Genomic DNA, 21,780 nt, shown 5'->3' on the forward strand with positions numbered 1-21,780 from the left:
TGAAGAGCGCCGTTACCGTTCGACTCAGAGACCGACCAACGCCGCCAACCCACCGATGTCGGTGATCTGCTGGTAGCCGTAGAACGCATTGCCCGGAACCTCGTGACCGCGGGCGACGAAGGCCTTGTTCTTGATCTTCATGTCGTGGGCCGGCATCAGGTCGTAACGGAAACTGGAAGACACATGCAAGATGTCTTCCGGGCCACAGTTGAGGTTGTCGAGCATGTACTCGAACGCGGCCAGACGCGGCTTGTAGGCCTGGGCCTGTTCGGCGGTGAAGACTTTGTGAAACGGTGCGCCGAGCTTGTCGACGTTGGACATGATCTGGCTGTCGCTGGCGTTGGAGAAAATCACCAGGGGGATTTTGTCGGCAATTTTCGACAGGCCGGCCGGTACGTCCGGGTGCGGGCCCCAGGTCGGCACGGCGTCGTAATACAGCTGACCTTCGCCACGGTACTCGATGCCCCAACGCTTGCAGACTCGCGCCAGGGAGGTCTTGAGGATTTCGTCATACGGCCTCCAGTCACCCATGACCTGGTCCAGGCGATAGGCCGAGAAGTCCTTGACGAACTGATCCATCTGCTCGGGCGCCACGCGGTCGGCGAACAGTTCGCGAGTCATCGTGCCCATGTGGAAATTGGTCAGCGTACCGTAGCAGTCGAACGTAATGAATTTGGGGCGTAGAAAGCTCATTGAGTGCGGTCCTGAAGTTCGTTGAGGTCATGGCGCGACAGGTATTCGCTGCGTTTCGGGAGCGGCGATGCAACGCTGCAGCACACCGTCATTACAACACCGTGAAATCAGCAGATGGCGTTAAAAGCGACCTCTGCTTGATACAAACCACCGTTTTAGCCTGCCCCCTCAGCAGACTTTGCGGCTCGCTCCAGCCTTGGGCAAACCCCGTATTTATGCGCTCTTATGGACCTTCATGACTATGCGAGGCTGACGAACGCCCCCATTCACGGCAGAACCTGCGCCGGGCTGAACGCAAAACGGGCGCTTCGGTGAGGAAGCGCCCGTTTGGGTGCGGTTTGAAACCTGTCGACGATCTGCGGTTAACGGATCACCTGTGGCGAGGGGTCGGACATTAGCCAGCGATATCGATCAGCACGCTCTTGAAGCGCAAGTTGGCTTCGAAGGCTTCGCGGCCCAGGTCCTTGCCGATGCCGGAGCGCTTGTAGCCGCCGGTCGGCAGAATGTAGTCGTTGCTGCGTCCGTAGCGGTTGACCCACACCGTGCCCGCCTCCAGGCGCCGGACCAGTCGCAGGGCGCGGTTGATGTCGGCGGTGTGCACGCCCGCCGCCAGGCCGTAGGTGGCGTGTGCGGCCAGGTTCAACGCCTGCTCTTCGTCATCGAACGCCTGCACCGTCAGCACCGGGCCGAAGATTTCTTCACAGATCGCCGGGTTCTGATTGTCCAGGCCGGCCAGCAAGGTCGGCTGGTAATAGGCACCGCCCAGCCCTTCGAACAAACCACCGCCAGTCAGCACTTCGGCCCCGGCCTGGCGCGAACGCTGGACGATGCCGTCGATACGGCTGGCCTGCAACCGGGAAATAATCGGCGACAGCGTGCTCTCGGACGACCAGGTCGGCCCCGGGCGCAATTCCTCGAAATACGCCTGCAAGTGCGCAACGAACGGTTCCATGATCGAGCGCTCGATCAACAACCGCGAACCAGACACGCACACCTGCCCGGCATTGCCGGTGATGGCCAGCGCCACGGTGCGCGCGGTTTTCGCGATGTCCGGCACGTCGGCGAACACCAGTTGCGGGCTCTTGCCGCCCAGCTCCAGCGTTACCGGTTTCGGCCCCACCAATGCACAAGTGGACATGATGCTCGAGCCGGTCGCCGTGGAGCCGGTAAAGGTTACCTTGCCCACCCGTGGATGACGGCACAAGGCGTCGCCAGTGACCCGGCCATCGCCCTGAACCACGTTGAAAATCCCGGCAGGAATGCCCGCCTGCAGCGCCAGTTCGGCAAAGCGCAGGCTGGAAAACGGCGTCAGCTCCGACGGTTTGAGCACCACGGCATTGCCGGCAGCCAGCGCCGGCGCGACTTTCCACGACGCCATGCTCAAGGGGAAATTCCACGGCGCGATGGCAGCAATCACGCCGTAGGGTTCGGCGATCTGCATGCCCAGGCGATCGGTCTGGGTCGCGGCAACATGGCCGCCGTGTTTGTCCGCCAGCTCGGCAAAGAAGCGAATGCCCTCGGCGACATAAGGAATGTCCCAGGCGATCACATCTTTATGCGGACGGGTCGAACCCACTGCTTCCAACGGCGCCAGCACGGCGACATCGGCTTCGATCAGATCGGCCCAGCGACGCATGACCCGCGCCCGTTCCCGGGGCGGACGACTGGCCCAATCGCTGCGGTTAAACGCCTGCCAGGCATCGTTGACCGCCTCATCCACCAGATCGGCATCGGCGATCGGCAACTGGGCATAGGCCTGACCGTCTGAAGGGCGAACCACTTCCAGCCCCGGTTGGGCGTCGCGGTATTTGCCGGCAATAAAGTGAGCGCTGCGCACAGCGATAAGGCGAGGATCGAAGCTATCCATGGAGCACTCCAAAAAGGGACGGCGAGGCGTTTACTCAGGCCTCCATCGTAGAAAAAAAGCCCAAGCATTTGCTGCCGACCTTATGGGGCAATTAAGTAGTAAGTGTGGTCTATGGGCCTTTGATGTGAGGAATCTGCCGAATCTTTCCGCCCCCCTTGTCAGGCCTTCACGCAGATGGGATACAGGCATCCTCGCGCCGGAAAACCGGTTGATCGCGCACACTGTAAAACGGAGACTCGCCATGTCCGCCTCGCACCCTTCCGCCTATACCTATCGGGCGATGACCGCCGCCGACCTGCCTTCGGCCCACGCCTTGTCTGTTGAGTTGAAGTGGCCTCATCGCCTGGAAGACTGGGCGATGCTGCAGCGGGTCAGCGAAGGGTTCGTGGTGCTCGATGGTCAGCGTTTAGTCGGCACCGCATTCGCCTGCCGGCAAGGCGACTTCGCCACCATCGGCCTGGTGATTGTCAGTGACGACTATCAGGGCAAGGGCATCGGTCGTCGATTGATGGAGCACGCACTGGAGGCCTGCCAGTCGCGCACGCCGATGCTCAATGCCACCCTCGCCGGTGCGCCGCTTTACGCCAGCCAGGGGTTTGTCGAGTTCGGACGGATTCAGCAGCATCAAGGCCTGGCCCAGGCGCCCGCGCTTGAACCACTGGCGGACGGTGAGGAATGTCGTCCGCTGCATGTGGCCGATCAGGCTCGTCAACTGACATTGGCCAACGCCGGCAGCGGGCTGGACCGGCAATCGGTGCTCACGGATCTGTTTGCGGTGGCCGAGCATTCGGTGGGCATCGAGCGCGACGGTCAATTGCGTGCCTTCGCCCTGCTGCGCCCGTTCGGTCGCGGTCGTTGCCTCGGCCCGGTCATCGCCGAAAATCTTGAACAGGCCAAACACTTGATCGCCGTGCTGCTGGCCCAGGTGCCGGACGCTTTCGTGCGAATCGACATTCCAGCGGACAGTGGTTTGAGCGAGTGGCTGGAGCTGGCCGGTCTCAAACAGGTCGACACCGTGGCGCAAATGGCACGGGGCACACCGCCGCAAGCGGCCAACGGCGTCCGCCAATTTGCCCTCGTCACCCAAGCCATCGGCTGATCCCGGCGCGCGATGAAACAAGCGCCCTCCAACACCTTCTATCCCCCATTTGCAGGGAGCGTCACCCGTATGTCTCAACCTACCGTTCTGCTGTTGGCTCGCGCCGACGGCAGCCGCGTTTCTACGTCCTTCAAAGCAGCGCCCTTGAGTTCCATCGATCCGTTCATGGACGGTCGTCAGGTTGCCTACACCGGGCCCGACGGCGTCTCGGCGGGCATCGTTCACACGAGCCAAACCCTCAATGTCGATGACTTCCCGCACACCGAAGTGATCGTGATCCATGCGGGGCACGTCGTACTGCAATCTGGAGAACAGGTGCTGGAACTGGGCATCGGTGCCAGCGCGGTGATCGGTCGCGGCACAGCGCTCAGGCTTCAGGCACAACCCGATACGTGCTGGGCCTTCTGCGCCGTCACCAGCCCCAGCGCCGAAAAGAAACCGGGGCTGATAGCGCTCGACCCGCTGGCGATGCTGTCCCCTTCGGCGGCACCGGAACCGCAAATACTGATCGGACCTACGCCGCAGTGTCGCTCGCGCAATGCCTTCGAAGATGACGCCACTGATCTGCGCGTCGGCGTGTGGGATTCGACGCCTTACACCCGCCATGGCCGAGCGCACAAACTCAACGAGCTGATGCACCTGCTCGAAGGCAGCGTGACTTTGCAGGCGCCGGATGGAACCAGCGTAACGGTCACCCCCGGTGACACCGTGTTCGTGCCGCAAGGGGCACCTTGTGCCTGGAACAGTGCGCGGTATGTGCGCAAGGTTTACGCAGTTAAATAACCTAATCTTTTAAATGTTGACTAAGCTGCGAATACGTCAGAAGACGTTAAGGTGGCAGAGAACTCACATTCATAGTCTCGGCAACCTTATTTAAACAAATAAGGAGCCGAACCATGAGTGAAGAGAATAATGCGATTCCGGCGAAAATATTAGATTTGCACACCCATCTGTTCAATGCGCGCTATATGCCTTTGGGGCGGGTCATTGCCGACAAGATGGGAAAAAATAAAAGCAAATTAGCGGACGTAACTGCTGAACTGTTATGGCGTTTGACGGGATCAGAAAGCAGCCTTCTTGCCAAAGATGTCGACATCAACCCATTGACTATTAAAAGTAATGAACCGTTTGTCGATTTGATTTGGGCCGTGGCGGATTTTGAACTGACTGCGATTCCTATAGAGTCCATCGAACCGCAGCACACCAAAAATTTCTCACTAGAGGATGGGCGCTCAAAAGTAATTCTTGATTCAGACCTGGCCAAAATCATCGACCAGTTAAATGATATCGTCTATGAAGATGAAGGCCTCGGCACAGACGCGCTGATACTCATCCATGACAATTCATTAGCGCCGATAAACCTTTCCCCCAGTACCATGGGCATCAAATTCTACACATGGGAAAAGGCAGTTAAAAAAGCGCTTCGTGCAGTTTCAAGGCTCTGTAAAAATGTTGAGGACGGAGGCGACTTTATCGAATTTTTATGGACCATGCTTCACGCTGAAGAGGTTTTGGTTGAAAAACTGAACGACAGCTATGGAATATACAAAGATAAAATGCTTTTCGTACACTTCATGATGGACATGGAAAAAGCTTACAAACAACCCGCCGACGTCTACTATCCGTTCTTCCCTAAGCAGCTTAATAACATGGAGGAGCTACAGCTAAAATACCCAAAAAAAATCATTGGGTTCTCGGCATTCGATCCTCGTCGAGATAACTGGAAGGAAATTGCAGACGCCTCCATAAAATCATTCTCAGGATATAAATTCTACCCGGCCATGGGTTACTTACCTTTTGAAGATAGTGATTTAACTGTACGCGACCGAATCGATCAATTTTTTGCATATTGCGTAGAACGCGACAGGCCAATATTCGTCCACTGCACCCCCATCGGTTTTGAAACCAAGGAGCATTATGGTCTGAATACCCACCCGAAACATTGGGCCAATGTACTTTTAAAATTCCCTGGTCTGCGCCTGTGCTTTGGGCATGCGGGGGGAGGTCAAGCCGAAAGAGATGACGGAGCAGGGAAAAAGAAATACTACGGATGGACCGCCAAAACAGCCGAGCAATGGGATGACCCAGATAATTTTGCAAGGATCATTGCAAAACTGTGCACCCAATACAAAAACGTTTACTGCGAAGTTGCTTACATTACGGAATTACTTCTGGGGGAAGACTGGGTTAATTGTTTTATAGCTAACCTGGAAACAGCAAGAAAGAATAACGGGCAATATGACCTGATGAAGAAAATAGCCTATGGCTCAGACTGGGACATGCCGTCCATGGTGGATCACACGTTACCGTACCTTGAAGTCTTCCTGAGCATTTTCAACAAGCCTGAGTACGCGCCCTACAGGGAGCGATTCTTTTCAGAAACGGGTTATGAATTCCTCGGCCGAACATAATTGCGTACGAAGCCCCCCGTACCTCGGCCAACCTCATGTCCGGAGCAATCGCTCCGGACATCTGACCAGCACCTGAAACACACCAGCAATCAGATCAATTGCCTTTAATTACACCGTCGAAACAAAGGTTTTCTGACATTAAGCAGATACTTTTGCCCATCGTTCAGGCGCAAGGGAATGACGATCCTGGTGCGGTGGGCAAACTCGCTGGCGATTGCGTTCAGCCATGCAGCGGCGCTCACCGGGTAAAACGGGATAGACGCCAGACACGCCTTTTGTCCCTGGTTGAGCCTGTCGGCCTCGTCAACGGCATCCAGCACGGTAATGGCGCTTCGCGTAAAGCGAACACAGCGCTGGGTGTACTTGCGCCGTTCAGGTGCTTTGACCAGTCTAAGGTTAGCCGGGCAAAGCAATTCGACCGAGCCAAATGAGTACAGGGAGATAGCATCAATGATGAACTTTTTCTCTTGATCCTCCACCGTATTCCAACGTGTCTTGTCAAATTTTCCGATCGGGTACTTGTCACTTGAAATAAGATAGTGCCGTTGTTCCAGATCGCTCAGACCGATGGTATGAGCGCCGCCCACAGAAACGAAGCCAAACATTGCCGGCGCGGTAATCGTCAAGACACCGATAAAACCGAATACACTGGCCAGCACTAACCTAAAGCGAATCAGTCTGCTTTCAGCCATGCTCATGTGAAAAACGACTGCTGGAAACAATGACCCCAGCATCGTTATAAAACTGAATATAAGCGCTTGGGATAGTCCGAGAATTGTATCGGGGCCGACGAACGACTTGGCGACCACCGATGCCGGGAAAATACCCAGAAAAGCAATCAACTCCAACGCCGCGACCAGTAATGCACACGCCAAGATTTTCCTTGACGTACCAGCCTCTAGAGGTAAACAACCTAGCTTGCCGGCGTTAACCTTAAAAAATTTCCAGGCGGTGCCGACCAGTGGGATTAATGAAAGAAATGCCCATCCTAAATGGGCAGTCGAATAGTCAAGTAGCGTACCCGCCAGCACGACCAATATAAGGACCGCCATGGCGGCTGCCGTCATTCCAAACAACCAGCGAACGACCGTTTTTGCCTGCTCAATCTCTGGCTTTAGGAAGGAGATTGTCGACGAAAAAACATAAGAAGTCACCAGCATGCTGCCTACTAGACCGACAAACAAAAGAAAACACGCAACAAACAGAATGGCCAAAGAGGGACCGAACTCCAGCGATCGCAAGAAAACATCCGGGCGGCCTATGTACAACGAATATGAACTTAAGCTTGCAACTCCGGCAAAAGATGCCAAGAAGGCACACAGTGCAGTGATCCAGCCATAATGCTCTTTAGCAAAGTCTAGCGCCCAGTAGATATCCTTGGCCTTATCCTTAGGTCGTTTAAAATCCGTTCGCACTACAAGCCTCTGCTAGCTTATTCCAAAGACCAATCATACAAGATGTTCAGTCATGCGGAGGTATAGAGCGCAGCAGCGCCGGGTGCATCAGGCGATGCGCGCACCGTTGCTGAGCGCGCCGTGTTCATAGTCGCGGCGGTCATAGAGGCTGCGATTGAGCAGGCTCCATTGGCTGTCCTGCAAAAAACCGTTGGCGTTGTCTTGTTCCGATGCCTGAGCGAGCAGGGTTTCCCCTCCCAAGGCCAAAAGCAGGGCGTGCGTGGTTAACGTCTTCACAGTTTTCTCCTGGAAAATCGGTCGTGCGTAGCGGGTCTGTAAGGCGTCCCGCCCAATGGGGGGACACCGAAGAGCGGCTCAGAGGTATTTGAGAATCGCGATGTCGCGACGGCGCTGCTTGAGGTTGGCGAACCAGCGCGTCGGGAAGAACAGCAGCACCCCGAGAATCGCGCTCCACAGCCAGACCATGGGCAGGTTATCGAAGCCGTAATAGGTGCCCTGATTGGTGCCCCAGATGGCGACGGCCACCAGGTACATGGCCTTCAGCACATACAGGTGCAGCAAATAGAAGAACATCGGCGCACCGCCGTAGACCGCCAGGGTCGCGGTGGACCAGCGATCCTGGGCCTTCTCGAACAGCGCCAGAAGGATCAGCCCCAGGCCGAGGGTCGGCATCAGGAACATCAGTGACGGCGGGTACTTCTTCGCGCTCATGAAGCTCATGAAGGTGCGCAGCGAATCACCGGTCTGCACCCAGGGTTTCTCGCCGTAAACGTTCAGGTATCGAATGAATACGAACGCCAGCAGCAGGCCGACGCCAACCTTGAGCAAGCGGGAAATCCGCGCGGCCGGTTCCATGTCCTTGCCGAACCATGGTCCGATGGCCCAACCCAGCAGGATTACGCCGATCCACGGCAACACCGGGTACGTGGTGCGAGCCCGAGTGAACTCGGTGATGTCGATGAATACCCGCTGATGCAGGATCGACCACGGCACGAAGACCGGCGACTCCGGCCCCACGGTCACGCCATCGAGCAGGTTGTGCCCGGCGACAATCGCTACCCCGAGTACGATCAGCCAGCCGCGCTTGAAGTGCAGCAACCCGGCGAGCACGATCATGCAGATGCCGATGCACCAGATCACTTGCAGCCACAGCGTCTTGGGCGGGAACTCGGCGTTCCAGGCAAAGCACACGAACGTCAGTTCCAGAAACACCAGGAACAGCCCGCGCTTGAGCAGGAACACCGACGTTTCATTGGCCGTGTGTTTCTGGCTGTAGAGCCAGGCCGACAACCCGGTGAGGAAGATGAACACCGGGGCGCACAGGGTGCTCAGCAGGCGGGTGAAGAACAGGTCCGGGGTCACGCTCAGCGCATCGATCGGGTCGCTGACCTGGCGGTGCAGCAGAAAGGTTTCCCGCACATGGTCGATCAGCATCAGCAGCATGACGAAGCCGCGCAGGGCATCGATGGCGAGCATCCGGGTGTTGGTTTTGGCAACGCTGGTGGCAAGCGCAGGGGAAACACTTCCCGCCTGCCCTGCCACGCTTGTGGATAGGGTCATATCAGTCACTCATGTCTTGGTCTGTGGACTACCGCTGGCTCAGCCCTGTTTCTTCAGCCTGGCAACTTCCGATGCCGGCAGCTGCGACGGCGCCCTCGGCAAGGGTACCTGACCTTCCTTTCGATAAAGCGACAGTGTTGAGCTGAAGCCGTGCAACGACCTGCCCCGACCTGCCCCTTCAGTGCCGCAACAATTTGCGCAGCGGCACGCCGTCCTTCAGTACGGGTGACTTGATGACGATGTAGCTGAAGTACTTGGAGATGCCAATGTTCTTGTCCAGCAGGCTTTCGACCACTTCCTGATAATGCTGGATGCTGCGGGTCATGAAGCGCACCAGGTAATCGTAGCCACCGCTGATCAGGTGGCATTCGAGCACTTCATCGACCAAACGGATATTGGACTCGAACTTGGCGAAGTCTTCGCGCTTGTGGTCGCTCAAGGTGATCTCGGTGAACACCGTGACCGAGTCGGTGATCTTGGCCAGGTTCAGGTGAGCCTTGTAGCTGGAAATATAGCCGGCCGACTCCAGCCGCTTGACCCGTTGCAGGCAGGGGCTAGCCGACAGGCCGACGGCATCGGCCAGGCTGACGTTGGTCATGCGCCCGTCCTTTTGCAGCTCAACCAGGATGCTGATGTCGATTCGGTCCAGTTTTACTAAACCTTCCATTGCGTACCTCTTGACTGCCGTTTGTAAGACAATCTTCTAGCAAAATCAGCGCCGTAATGACAGCTGATGCTGAGCCACCAGATCCGCCATGCTGTTGATGCAGTAGTCCGCCGCGCACGGCGTCGGGTGTCTGCCCCGGCCGCGACAGATCAGGCAGACCGCGCCCGCCCCCGGTTGCCGGGCGCCAGGTCGGGTTACCTGAAGGATGGTGTTGGCATCAAGGTCATTGGCCGCCAGCCAGTCATGATCCTGCAATGGGTCGCTGGCCAGGGAAATAAAATCGTCGGGCAGGATCCCCAGGCGTTCGCACAGCAGACCGCGATCTTCGGCGTCACGGTCGCCATGCACCAGCAGGCGATAGAACTTGCGCAAGTACAGCATGGCGCCGGGTGCATCCTCGAACAACGACCAGCCGACGACGGACCGGGCGAAGCTCATGCCCTCCTCCCAACTGGCTTTCAACACCCAGCGCTCGGCCAATTGACGGTGGGCGAAACACAGCAAACCACTGAAGCCCAACTCGCCGAAACGCGGGTACAGCGCCTGCACCACCTCGCTGAATTCGGCCAGCACCTGTGCCTTGTCCGGGTGACCGCCACGGCTGTCGAGCAGCGGCTGCAACGCCGCCCAGACTCCGGAATCGCGATCCACCAGCACTTCATCGCAATCGATCAGCAACGCTCGATAATCAGTCAGCCCCATGGTGTGTAAAGCCTCCGATGATGCATTCCATCAATCCATGCTCCATAAATGCTCACGGGCGATGCCGTGTGGCAGCGCCCGTGAGCTGGCGTGAGCTCAGTTCAAGACTCGTGCCAGTGCCGCGTCGAGAATCTGCAACGCTTCATCGATCTGTGCTTCGCTGGTCACCAGTGGCGCGAGGAAGCGCAACACATTGCGTTGCACGCCGCACTTGATTACCAACAGGCCACCGGCCCGGGCTTCATCGATCAGTCGTTGGTTGAGGTCGGCATCCGGGGTGCGCGCCTCGTCATCCTTGATCAGCTCGATCGCCAGCATGAAGCCGCTGCCGCGCACGTCGCCGATCCGCGGGTAACGGGCCTGCAAGCGCAACAGTCCCTGACGCAGACGCTCGCCCAACGCTTCGCCACGGGCCAGCAACTGCTCTTGCTCGTAGGCCTCGATCACCGCCAGCGCCGCCGCGCACGACAGTGCGTTACCGCCGTAAGTGCCGCCGAGGCCGCCGGGCAATGGCGCGTCCATGATCTCGGCTTTGCCGACCACACCGGACAGCGGCAAACCTCCGGCCAGGCTCTTGGCCACGGTGACCAGGTCCGGCTGAATCCCGGCGTGCTGGAAACCGAACCATTTGCCGGTACGCCCGAAACCGGTCTGGATCTCATCGAGGATCAGCACGATGCCGTGCTTTTCAGTCAGGGCACGCAGGGCCTGAAGAAACTCCGCCGGTGCCGCAAGGAAACCGCCATCGCCCTGCACCGGTTCGATGATGATCGCCGCGACCCGCTCAGGCGCCACTTGGGTGGCCAACAATTCGTCCAGCGCCTTGAGCGCCATGTCGCTGGTGACGCCGCGATAGGCATTCGGATACGGGGTGTGGAAGACCTCCGGCGCGAACGGCCCGAAGTTCTGTTTATACGGCTGGCTCATGCCGGTCAGCGTGGTGCCGAGCAAGGTCCGGCCATGGAACCCGCCACGAAAGGCGATCACCGCTGAGCGGTTGGTGTGGGCGCGGGCGATCTTCACCGCGTTTTCCACCGCTTCGGCGCCGGAGGTGAAGAACGCCGCTTTATACGCCGCCTGCCCGCCGATCATTTCGCACAGGCGCTGGGCCAGGTCGAGATAAGGCTTGTAAGCCACCACCTGGAAGCAGGCGTGGGAGACTTTCTGCAACTGCGCCTGCACCGCCGCGACCACCTTCGGGTGATTGTGACCGATGTTAAGCACACCGATACCGCCGACAAAGTCCAGGTAGCGCTTGCCGTCCACGTCCCACAATTCTGAACCCTGGGCCCGATCGATCACCAACGGATGCGCGGTAACCAGGCCACGTGGCACGAATTGATCGCGCTGACGGAGCAAATGAGGGGTTTCGTCGACTTTGCTATTCATGGCATTTCCCATCGTGAGTCCGGCAACCGGGAAGTGGTTGCGATGGTGTTCAGGTTAAGGCTTGCGCGAAACGAACTACGCCGAACTTGCCCCCTGAGAAATTCGGATCGACTGTTTTCACCCCGCCAAACGGCAGATTCCTTCAGCCCGCCGAATCTGCCGATGCCGGGTCGATACAAGATCACACAACCCGTTAAAGCCGCTGCTTTCGACAGATCCTGCGCTGGTATTGCGCGATGATGGGCAGCCCCTTCACCTTTCAGGAAATGCCCATGGCCCTGCTGTATAAAGCTGACCCTGTGCGCGGCAAACAGTGGCAAGCGCTGTTTGCCGAACACGCCCCGGATATCGAATGGCGTGCCTGGCCGGACATCGGCGACCCGAAGGACATTCAATACCTGGCCGCGTGGCAGGCACCTGACGATCTCGACGTTGTGCTGCCTAATCTGCAAGTGCTGTTTGCCCTGTCCGCCGGCGTCGATCAACTCGACCTCGGACGCCTGCCGGCGAGCTTGCCGGTGGTGCGCCTGCTGGACCCCGGCATCACCCGTGGCATGTGCGAATACGCGACTTTTGCCGTACTCAGCCTGCACCGGGACATGCTGCGCTACCGCCAGCAACAAATGGCCCGCTGCTGGCAGGCGCACTTGCTGCAACCGGCGGCCAGGCGTCGGGTCGGGGTCATGGGGCTCGGCGCCCAGGCGCAGCAGATTCTGGCGACCTTGCAACCGCTGGGCTTTGCCTTGTCCGGCTGGGCGCGCAGTGCCCATCAGATTCCGGGTGTCGATTGCTATGCAGGAGACGCGCAACTGCCGGCGTTCCTCAGCCAGTGCGACATTCTGTTGTGTGTGTTGCCGCTGACCGAACAGACCCAGGGCATTCTTGATCGCAGCCTGTTTCAACAACTGCCCAAGGGCGCGGCGCTGATCAACATGGGCCGTGGCGGGCATTTGATTGAAGAGGATCTGTTGGAGGCGCTGGACAGCGGGCATTTGAGCGGCGCGGTGCTTGATGTGCTGCAGCAGGAACCGGCACCGGCGGATCATCCGTTCTGGCACCATCCGCAGATTCTGCTGACACCGCACATCGCGGCGATGACTCAGCCGGAGAGCGCGTTCGGGGTGTTGCTGGAGAACATCCGCCGGCATCAACGGGGGGAGCCGATGCTCGGCGAGATCGATCGCGCGCAGGGTTATTGAGCACCCATGCCATAACGGGCGCTCGGTGTTTAGTGGGTGCCCGGAATGCTGTTATCGCAGGAAATGTATTGCCCGCCACGCCGGAGCAGTTGTTCCTGCATCCGCTGGCAGCGCTCCCGTTCCTGCTGCATCGAACGGTCAATGCTGATGTTGCCGGTCTTCTCCGGTTGTTTGCCATCGCCCAGGCGCAACGTCACCCAAGGCTGTTCCGGCTGGAGCTGGAAGCGGCTTTTTTCTTCGATGGGCTTGGCGGTTTCGGTGGCTGCCGGTTCCGGCAGTTGATCGGAGGTGACCCCGTAACGGGTCAGAATCGAGCTCTGAGGCAGTTCTGCGGCGGCGGCTGCCGATAACAAGGCCAGCGCCAGACCGAAGATGTACCTCTTGCTGTTACTCACGTTACTAAATCTCCTGTACTCAATGGTGGCATGCAGCTATAGCGTAACGCATGAGAGGGCTGATGCTTTAGTGCCAGTTCCTGTTGGTGCAGGTATTGGAGTCCGGGTGTGTACGGTGAGTCATTGAATTACCGCGTTATCGTTCATCGCGAGCAAGCTCGCTCCCACAGGAATTTTGTGAATAATGAAGATCCAGTGTGGGAGCGAGCCTGCTCGCGATAGGGCCCTGACAGGCGCCCCGCTACCCTCAGGCGATCACAATCGCACTACCGGACAAACTGTCCAACCCGACACCCACCAGGGTCACCGAATCACTGCCAAACGTCAGCAGCGTATCCTGCCCAACCGCCGTGGCATGGGCGCGGAAGTCGTCGTTTGGCGCAACACCCTGAACCCCGAGGAACACCAGTTTGTCGTTGGCCTGATAACCCACCACCCGGTCCTGGCCAAACGCGCCGCTGAACAGGAAAGTATCAAGCCCGCCGCCCGACTCGATCAGGTCATTACCCGCCCCGCCGACAAACACATCGTTGCCGGCGCTGCCGATCAAGTGGTCGTTGCCGTCCAGGCCAAACAACCAGTCGCCCGTTGCATGGGCCTTGAGGGTATCGGCGCCGCTGGTGCCCTTCACGCTTGAAGCGTACTGAGTCAGGTTGCTGCCGACGGTGAGGCCATTGGCGGTGACGCTGTGGGTCACGTCGTCCTTGAACACGCCCCAGAGAAACCCCGGCTCCTTGGTGACGATGCTGCCGATGTCGCGGGTGATGCTGATGCCACCATTGGCGTCGCGCACATACAGGTTGCCGGCACCGTCATTGGCAAAGACGAAGTTCTTCACCGACTGCTGCAAGTCCAGCACGTTACTGCCCTTGCCGCCCAACAGGATGTTGTAGCCACCACTGTCGCGGAAGGTGTCGTTACCGTCGCGGCCTTCGATGTAGTCGTTGCCCTTGCCGCCCTGGATCAGGTCATTGCCGTCGCTGCCGATGATGAAGGTGCTGCCTTTGTGGGTTTCGGCGTTGCGGTTCAAGTCCTGGACCCAGGTGTTGGCTCGCGCCGGGTCCGAGAGGTTGGCGACGATGATCGTCGAGTCTTTGCTGGTCAGGTCGTAGAACTTGGACTCCAGCACCCGGGTCATGCCGTCGCCGTAACCGGTGGGCAAGTGCGAGATCCAGGTGGGGATGTTGAGGATGGAATACGGCAGCATATTCCACGCCGTCGAAGCGTAATGGTCGTTGAAGCTGACGATGTTATCGGTCGCCGAATCCTTGGGAGCGTCGTGCACGCCTACCGTGGCCAGGTTGGCCGACGAGCCATCGAGGGCGCGGAACACCGGGTCGTTTTCATAACCGATGTTCAGCACTTTATCGCTGCTGCTTTGGGTCGGTGAGGCGTAGGCGATGTAGTTGGAATCCCGATAGAACCCGGACCATTTTTCGCTGCTCAAATCCGCCAGGCTGTTGACCGCCAACCCGCCGAGGCTGTGACCGCTGACCAACACATCGCTGCCTGACAGCCCGTTGGCCTGGGCAAACGCCGCGACTTTGCCGAGCAAATTGCCGAAGGCTTCGCCCGCGTAGTTTTTCGCGTAATCCTTGGGGCCGAGCGCCGCCAGTAAATCGTTGATCACATCACCGATGGAATCGCCGATCTGGATTTCCCTTGGGCCGCTGGTGCCACGAAAGGCAATGCCGATTTCCGTGAGATGACCCTGGGCGTCGTACTTGCCGAGGATCTCCACTTGCGCGCTGGTGTAACCGGCCTTCTCGCCGAAGAAGGTTCCGCGAGCGTCGGTCTTGCCGTCATAGCCCAGTTGCGTGGCCGTGATCGGGGTCCAGCCGGCCTTTTGCACGGCGTCGAGCGCGGCCTTTTCCGAATCGGGGTTCCAGGGAATGCCGGGAATCACGCCCTGGGAGTCGGTGCCGCCGATCAGCGCGGTCACCAGGGTAGCCGGCAAGCCCAGGCCGAAGCCGTTTTGCTGGTAACCGGTGGCGAAACCGTTGTCGAGGTTGTGATAGGAATACAGCGTGATCGCCATGGCATCGCTGAACAACGCCTTGGAGTCTGCTGCGCCGAAGTTCTTGTAGTCATACACACCCATTGCTATTGCCTCTCTCTTTGTTGGAATTGTCAGAGATAGCTCACAGCCAGGACGCCTCGATCACGAGGCGCCCCGGAGCCTCTAGTGCATGCCGCCTTTACGCAAACGTAATTCCCGAAGCCGACAGGTTATCCAGTCCCACCCCCACCAGCGTCACGGCGTAATCGCCAATCTTCAGCACCGTGTCGTTGCCGGCCTGGGTCGCGTGCTGGGTGTAGTCATAGCCCTGCCCCGCGCCCTGGACGCCCATGAACACCAGTTTGTCGCTGCCCTGGTAGCCATTGATCGCGTCAAAGCCGAAGGCACCGCTGAACAGGAAGGTGTTGCCGCCGCCCGAGGCATGCATCACGTCATTGCCCGTGCCGCCGACGAAGGTCACATGGCTTTTATCGCTGCGCAGCAGGTCGTCGCCGGCATTGCCGAACAGCCAGTCACCGTCGACGCTGGCCACCAGCGTGTTGCCGTAGGCGTCGCCGTTGAGCGAATGGTTGTAGTGGGTCAGTTCCGAACCATTGAGCAAGCCATTGGCGGTGACGTTGTAGGTCACCTCCTTGCTGCCCCACCATGAACCCGACTCCTTGCTCACCAGCGCGCCGATGTCGCGCGTCATACTGATGCCGCCGTAGGCATCGCGCACATACAGGGTGCCGTCGCCGTCATTGGCAAAGCTGAAGTTCTGCAACGGCTTCTGTAGCTCGAAGGTGTTGCTGCCCTTGCCGCCCAGCAGCAGGTTATAGCCGCCGTCATCGCGGAACCGATCGTTACCGTCTCGACCTTCGATGAAGTCATTGCCGGCGCCGCCCTTGAGCCAGTCATTGCTGTCGGTGCCGATGATGAAGGTGCTGCCGGTGTGTGGCTCGCCGCTGCGGCCCAGGTCTTCGACCCAGGTGCTGCCTCGGGACGACTCCGACAGGTTGGACACGATCAGCGTCGAGTCCTTGTCGGTGAGGTCGTAGAAGCGCGAGTCGATCACCCGGTTCAAGCCGTCGGCATAGCCCAACGAGCCATGGGCCGACCAGTTCAGCGGGTTGAGGATGCTGAACGGCACCAGGTTCTGCGCGGTGGACGCGTACTGGTCATTGAAGTTGACGATGTTGTTGGTCGCCGAATCCTGATGACCGTCGTGCTTGCCCAGCGAGCCACTGCTGAAAGTGGTGCCATCGAGCACACGAAACACCGGGTCGTTCTCGTAACCGATGTTCAGCACATTGTTGCCGGTGGCGCTTTGGGTCGGCGAGGCGAAGGCGATGTAGTTGGCGTCCTTGAAGAAACCGCCCCAGTTATTGCCGCTCAACTCCGCCAGGCTGTTGACCCCCAACCCGCCGAGACTGTGCCCGCTGACCAGCACGTCCTTGGCGCTCAGGCCGTGGGCAATGGCAAACGCAGCGACATTTTTGAGCAAGGTGTCGAAGGCGTTTTTTGCGTAGTTCGTCGCGTAATCCACCGGGCCGACTGCGGCCAGCAGGTTGTTTTTCATGTCGCCGAAGGTGTCGCTGTAGCCCAGGCCGCCGGTGCCTCGGAAAGCAATGCCGAGGCCGATCAGCTGCCCTGCCCCGTCGTATTTACCGAGGATTTCGGCTTCGGCGCTGGTGAAACCGTCCTTCTCGCCATAGAAGGTGCCTTGAGGCCCGACCTTGCCCTGATAGCCCAAGGCTGCCGCGCCAATCGGCGCCCAAGCGGTCGCTGGCAGTGGCTGGCCGGTGGGCGTGTACGCGTAGAGCGTCAGCGCGATCGCGTCGGAGTACAACGCTTTGCCGGCCTCGCTGCCGGCATTTTTGTAATCAAACAGTCCCATGTTGTGGCTTCCTTTGCGTCAAATCAGAACTGCCAGTCCAGGGTCAGGCCCACACCGTGGTCTTTTTCCCGGGAGCCGAGCAGCCCGTTGTAATCCAGGTTCAAATGGGTATCGCGGCCCAGCGCCAGTCCGGCACGGGCACCGACCACCGCGGCATCGCGGTCCATCGACACGCTTTGCACGCTGAACGCGGTGTTGCCGTTGACGAAGGCCAGGTGGTCTTCGGAACGGGTGTTGCTCAGGTTGTGTTGCCAGCCGAGCGTGCCGGACAGTTCCAGCTGTTGCTGGTCGGACAACGCAATGGCTTTGCTCGCCCGCAGGCCGAGGGTCGAGAGCACCGCATCGCGGTTGTTTTCACCGCCCTTGAGTGCGGCGGCGTCACCTTTTTCGCTGAAGCTGTCGCTGTTCAAATGCACGTAGGCCAGGTTGGCGAACGGCTCCAGTGCCAGCGGTTGCAGGTCAAGGCGATAGGCCGCTTCGGTGAACAGTTGCGCAGTGGTCGCATCGCGTTTGGATTTCTGCTTGCCGCTGACATCACCGAATTGCAGGTCGCGTTTGACGTCGATGCGATGCCAGCTGTAAGCACCGCCGACGCTCAGGCGCCAGGCACCCATTTCGTGCCCGGCATAGGCGCCCAGGTGATAACTGTCGACCTGCGCCGATGAATGAGTTCCGGAGCCCATGTTGACCGAGCTGTCGCTATAGCCGGCGACCAGGCCGACACGGGTTTCGTCATCCACAGCGCCATCGACACCGGCGAGCAAACCACCAATCGACGAGGTGTAGCCGGCGGTGTCGTGGCGTTCATCGGTCTTGCCCCAGGCGCCCAAGGCTTTGATCCAGCCATTGCTGCGCGAACCGTTGGCTTCATTGAGACGCTCACCCACCGCATCGCGCAGATAGCGACTGTCATTGATCAACACCGAGCCCAGCGCCGGGTAGATTTCCCCCGACAATTGCCGGAATGCCTGTTGCGCCGAGCTCGCGGTCGGCGACAGCAGCAGGCTTTCGTACACCGCATTACCCGCGCCAAGCCCTTCCACCGCAGTCGCGACGGAACGCTGATTCGGGGTCTGGCCGACGCTGGCGAAGGTCGTGGCATTGCGTTGAACGCTCAGTTGAATGCCGGTCGCGGCGTAATCGAGGCTGCCGCCAATGAACAGGTAGTTGGGCAGCACCGCGCCGAACTGGCCTTGAATCCCGCCCACCGCTTGCAAGATGTTGTACTGATGCCCCAGCAGGCTTTGCACTTGATGGGTGCTGAGCAAGGTCGGGCTGTTTTCCAGCGACAGGCTGACGGTGGCGCCGCTGACCGTGGCCGGGCCACCGGCAATAATCTGGTCGCTGCTGCTCGGCGAGAGTTCGACGGCATAGGTCGACCCCGGCGCAAACGTCACATCGCCACTGACTTGCAACGTACCGATGGAATTACCGGGCGCCACGGTGCCGCCGGCATTGGTAGTCAAGGCAGCGATTCGTCCGTTACCGCCGAGGGTGCCGCTGGCATTGACCGTCACCGCCGATGTCAGCGAACCGTTCACCGCCAGTAAGCCGCCGTTGACCGTGGTCGGGCCGCGATAAGTGTTGTTGCCAGTGAGCATCAAGCGTCCGGCGCCGGACTTGATCAGGCTGCCTTCGTAGACCCGGCTGGCGGCGGCGGAATCTCTCGCCATACCTACTGCATAGTCGGTCTGATCCTGCTGACTGGCGCCGGCCGGAATACCGTTTGCCCAGCCTTTGTCCTGCAACGTCTGGTGCCAGGCGCTGTGTTCGGCGGCGTCTTCGGCCTGGCGCTGAATCAGTGCCTTGTCCGAAATGTCATTGCTCCAGACATCGCTCTGCCCTGCCCCCAGATTGGCGTCGAACGCCCCGAGCAATTGCCCCGGCCCGCGCATCGCCCGGTCGAGGTTGGCCACCCCCCAACCGACGCGCGTGGACGGCGCGTCGGTGATCGAGCCGTCGAGCTGGGTCGCGGTGGTCAGCAACACCTCCAGCGCCTGCTGGTTGTTCATGTACGGATAGCGCTCCATCACCAGCGCCAGCGCTCCTGTGGCATGCGGCGCGGCCATGGAGGTGCCGGATTTGATCGCGTAACCGCCACCGGGAATGGTGCTGTCGATCTTCGCCCCCGGCGTGGTGATGCACCAATACTTGGCGATCCCGCACTGGTTGTATTTCTGCTGGTTGCCTTGATCCAGCCCCGACACCGCCAGCCAGTGACCTTCCAGGTCCGGCTGAAAATACGGCAAGGCCGAGCGGACGCTGGCATTCGGGTAACCGCTGTTGCCAGCGCTGAATACGTTGATCACACCGCGGCGCGAAACGTCGGCGGCGGCGTCGAGCCAGGTGCCTTGGTTCCAGTGCTGGGCGTAAGCAGCGTGCAGATCGTCGAGGGTCCGGTAGCTGACGTCCGGTGGCTGGCTGCCCCAGCTGTTGTTGATCACCCGTACGCCGGCATCCGCCAGGGCGTCATAGACCGCTTTGAAGTAGTGCGGGTCAGGGTTGGGACCGAACAGGAAACTGTCGTTCTTGTTGGTGTTGCCGACGTAGATTTGCGCGTTGAACGCCACACCGTGCGTGCCGCTGCCATCCCGGGAAGCGCCCATGGTGCCGGTGACGTGGGTGCCGTGGGAGTCGTTGTTGGCGTTGAGCGTACCGTCGACATTGAACACTGAACCATCGACATAGCTGCCGCTGGTCGTCACGGCGTGATAGCGGTCGGCGGCGAATTCGGGATGGCTGGAATCGAAACCGGAATCCAGCGCGCCGATTTTCACGCCTTTGCCGGTGATGCCGGCGGCATAGGCTTGATCGGCCTGCATCCGCCCCAGGCCCCAATCGCGCTGGAACTCCGCCGAACGCCAACTGGCCGGGTCGCCGAGGGTGCCGGTTTCCAGGTACTGCGCCTGGGCCGGTCCCGGCGCTGATGAAATCAAGAGCAGCAGCGTGCCGACCGACATCGGCTTGATCTGTACGTCCATGTGCATGACATCTCGCTTTTTTTGTTTTGGTAGGAGCTGCCGCAGGCTGCGATCTTTTGATTTTTCAGCGATCTTGCAGATCGTTAAAGGGTCGCAGCCTTCGGCAGCTCCTACAGGGGATATGCCATCTTCCTTGGTATTACTGGGTTCTTGGGCCCTGGCCGAACGCCTCATCCACCTTGGCCAAGTCCTGTTCGTTCAAGGTGCCGGCGTAGTAGTGCAACTTGGTCCAGGCCATCAGATAGTCGTAGCGTGCCTGTGCCAGATCCCGGCGGGTGGTAAATAGTTGTTGTTCGGCATTCAATGCGTCGAGGTTGACCCGTTCACCACCCAGAATGCTTTGTTTGGTCGAGACCACCAGCGCTTCAGCCGACGTCAGGGCCTTCTGATAAGCGCGCAGCTTGTTGACCCCCGACAGGCAGGCGCTGAACTGGCGGCGCAGCTGGATCAAGGTTTCCCGGGTCTTGCCGTCCAGCTCGTACTCAGCCTGTTCCATGGTGCGGCTGGCCTGCCGGGTCGAGGCGGAAACCCCGCCACCGGCATACAGCGGCACATTGACTTCAATACCGATGGTGTTGGTGTCGTAGCGCTGGTTGTAGGTGTTGCCGCTTTCCGATTCGTTTTGGCGCATCGAGGCGTAGGCGCTGACTTTCGGCAGGTGCCCGGCGCGGTTGCGTTCAACCTCGTAGCGCGCCACTTCCACCGCCTGGCGCTGGGAGGCCAGGTTCGGGTTATTGGCCACCGCCATCTCGTGCCAGGTGTCGTAATTGGCCGGTTGCAGGGTGAAGGTCTGGAAGTTCTGATCCAGCGGCGTCAGGTCGCCAATGTCGATGGCGGCTACACCCACCAGCGCGCCCAGTTCCCGCAGAGCCGCATCCTGTTCGTCACGCGCTTCAATTTCCTCGGCGGTCGCCAGCTCGTAACGTGACTCGGCTTCGAGGATGTCGGTGCGCGTGCCTTCCCCTTGGCGGAACATCTGCTCGTTCTGTTGAAACTGCTCCTCGAAGGCTTTTTTCTTCGCGCGCGCGATGTCGATCTGGTCCTGAGCGAACAGCGCCTTGGTGTAATTCTCCAGCACGCGAACCAGCAGTTCCTGGCTCTTGCCCCGGAAGTTTTCATCGGCGAACAGCGATTGCGCCACGCCTTTGCGGTACGCCGCGTAAGCCTCGTAGTCGAGCAATGGCTGTTGCAGGGTCAAGGTCGAGCCGTAGCTGCTGTAGTTGCGATCTTCACTCTGGCTGTTACCGCGGTCATTCAGTTGCGTGACCTTGGAGGCGTTACGCCCCTTGTTGTAGTTGTAACCCAGCTTCGGCAATAGCCCGGCGCGGCCGATGGCGCGGTTTTCAAGGCCGGCATCGCGCTCCTTGATCGCACCGAGGAACACCGGATCATTGCGCAACGCTTGCTCGTAGATTTCAAACGGCCCCAGGGCCATTGCGCTGTTGCACGTCAGCAACGCCAGGGTCGCTGCGAGCAGGGAAAGCTTATTCATACAACCGAACATCC

Annotated in this window: 17 protein-coding genes; 4 read left to right on the forward strand and 13 right to left on the reverse strand. The window is 59.5% G+C overall.

All coding sequences use genetic code 11. From position 1 onward, the window contains the following. Nucleotides 1-24 precede the first annotated feature (24 nt). Complete coding sequence (locus AC1D2Q_RS05520; protein WP_477812514.1) at nt 25-693, reverse strand: haloacid dehalogenase type II; 669 nt, start codon at nt 691-693, stop codon at nt 25-27. A 394-nt stretch (nt 694-1,087) separates the two neighbouring features. Further along, entirely contained in the window at nt 1,088-2,560 is a 1,473-nt protein-coding gene (locus tag AC1D2Q_RS05525) for an aldehyde dehydrogenase family protein (protein WP_477812515.1), read from the reverse strand. 241 nt (nt 2,561-2,801) lie between these two features. On the opposite strand from AC1D2Q_RS05525, the gene AC1D2Q_RS05530 reads away from it, so the two are divergent. From AC1D2Q_RS05530 to AC1D2Q_RS05540, 3 genes are all read left to right on the forward strand, one after another. Further along, nucleotides 2,802-3,659 carry a GNAT family N-acetyltransferase gene (locus AC1D2Q_RS05530; protein ID WP_477812516.1) on the forward strand — a complete coding sequence of 286 codons (858 nt, stop codon included), beginning with the start codon at nt 2,802-2,804 and terminating at the stop codon, nt 3,657-3,659. A 69-nt stretch (nt 3,660-3,728) separates the two neighbouring features. Continuing rightward, nucleotides 3,729-4,442 carry a cupin domain-containing protein gene (locus AC1D2Q_RS05535; protein WP_477812517.1) on the forward strand — a complete coding sequence of 238 codons (714 nt, stop codon included), beginning with the start codon at nt 3,729-3,731 and terminating at the stop codon, nt 4,440-4,442. 113 nt (nt 4,443-4,555) lie between these two features. Then, nucleotides 4,556-6,070, forward strand: a complete 1,515-nt coding sequence (locus tag AC1D2Q_RS05540) for an amidohydrolase family protein (RefSeq protein ID WP_477812518.1) — start codon at nt 4,556-4,558, stop codon at nt 6,068-6,070. 104 nt (nt 6,071-6,174) lie between these two features. Here the strand turns inward: AC1D2Q_RS05540 and AC1D2Q_RS05545 are convergent, their stop codons facing one another. From AC1D2Q_RS05545 to gabT, 6 genes are all read right to left on the reverse strand, one after another. Next, nucleotides 6,175-7,485: a hypothetical protein gene (locus AC1D2Q_RS05545; RefSeq protein ID WP_258614386.1), complete on the reverse strand. Its 1,311-nt coding sequence runs from the start codon at nt 7,483-7,485 to the stop codon at nt 6,175-6,177. A gap of 87 nt (nt 7,486-7,572) precedes the next feature. After that, complete coding sequence (locus AC1D2Q_RS05550; RefSeq protein WP_258614387.1) at nt 7,573-7,761, reverse strand: OprD family porin; 189 nt, start codon at nt 7,759-7,761, stop codon at nt 7,573-7,575. Nucleotides 7,762-7,839: 78 nt separating this feature from the next. Continuing rightward, entirely contained in the window at nt 7,840-9,045 is a 1,206-nt protein-coding gene (locus AC1D2Q_RS05555; RefSeq protein WP_477812519.1) for an acetyltransferase domain-containing protein, read from the reverse strand. 178 nt (nt 9,046-9,223) lie between these two features. Beyond that, nucleotides 9,224-9,712, reverse strand: a complete 489-nt coding sequence (locus tag AC1D2Q_RS05560; RefSeq protein WP_003174918.1) for an Lrp/AsnC family transcriptional regulator — start codon at nt 9,710-9,712, stop codon at nt 9,224-9,226. A gap of 45 nt (nt 9,713-9,757) precedes the next feature. Then, a complete protein-coding gene (locus AC1D2Q_RS05565; RefSeq protein WP_477812520.1) occupies nt 9,758-10,414 on the reverse strand; it encodes an HAD family hydrolase in 657 nt (218 codons plus the stop codon). A gap of 96 nt (nt 10,415-10,510) precedes the next feature. After that, nucleotides 10,511-11,803, reverse strand: a complete 1,293-nt coding sequence (gene gabT, locus AC1D2Q_RS05570; RefSeq protein WP_477812521.1) for a 4-aminobutyrate--2-oxoglutarate transaminase — start codon at nt 11,801-11,803, stop codon at nt 10,511-10,513. Between the two features lie 272 nt (nt 11,804-12,075). Between gabT and AC1D2Q_RS05575 the strand changes: the two genes are divergently transcribed. Beyond that, on the forward strand, nt 12,076-13,002 hold the full coding sequence (locus tag AC1D2Q_RS05575) for a 2-hydroxyacid dehydrogenase (protein ID WP_477812522.1): 927 nt from the start codon (nt 12,076-12,078) through the stop codon (nt 13,000-13,002). 29 nt (nt 13,003-13,031) lie between these two features. Here the strand turns inward: AC1D2Q_RS05575 and AC1D2Q_RS05580 are convergent, their stop codons facing one another. The 5 genes from AC1D2Q_RS05580 to AC1D2Q_RS05600 form a co-directional block, all read right to left on the reverse strand. Next, nucleotides 13,032-13,397: a hypothetical protein gene (locus tag AC1D2Q_RS05580; RefSeq protein ID WP_477812523.1), complete on the reverse strand. Its 366-nt coding sequence runs from the start codon at nt 13,395-13,397 to the stop codon at nt 13,032-13,034. Nucleotides 13,398-13,644: 247 nt separating this feature from the next. Further along, nucleotides 13,645-15,498 carry a polyurethane esterase gene (locus AC1D2Q_RS05585; protein WP_477812524.1) on the reverse strand — a complete coding sequence of 618 codons (1,854 nt, stop codon included), beginning with the start codon at nt 15,496-15,498 and terminating at the stop codon, nt 13,645-13,647. A gap of 97 nt (nt 15,499-15,595) precedes the next feature. Continuing rightward, complete coding sequence (locus AC1D2Q_RS05590) at nt 15,596-17,293, reverse strand: polyurethane esterase (RefSeq protein ID WP_477812525.1); 1,698 nt, start codon at nt 17,291-17,293, stop codon at nt 15,596-15,598. A 23-nt stretch (nt 17,294-17,316) separates the two neighbouring features. Continuing rightward, nucleotides 17,317-20,274, reverse strand: coding sequence for an autotransporter serine peptidase EprS (gene eprS / locus AC1D2Q_RS05595; RefSeq protein ID WP_477812711.1), 2,958 nt, complete (start codon nt 20,272-20,274; stop codon nt 17,317-17,319). A gap of 139 nt (nt 20,275-20,413) precedes the next feature. Continuing rightward, the gene (locus AC1D2Q_RS05600) at nt 20,414-21,778 is read right to left on the reverse strand and encodes a TolC family outer membrane protein (RefSeq protein ID WP_477812526.1); all 1,365 of its coding nucleotides are present in this window, start codon (nt 21,776-21,778) and stop codon (nt 20,414-20,416) included. Nucleotides 21,779-21,780 lie beyond the last annotated feature (2 nt).

It is taken from the genome of Pseudomonas sp. P1_A1, from assembly GCF_056406935.1.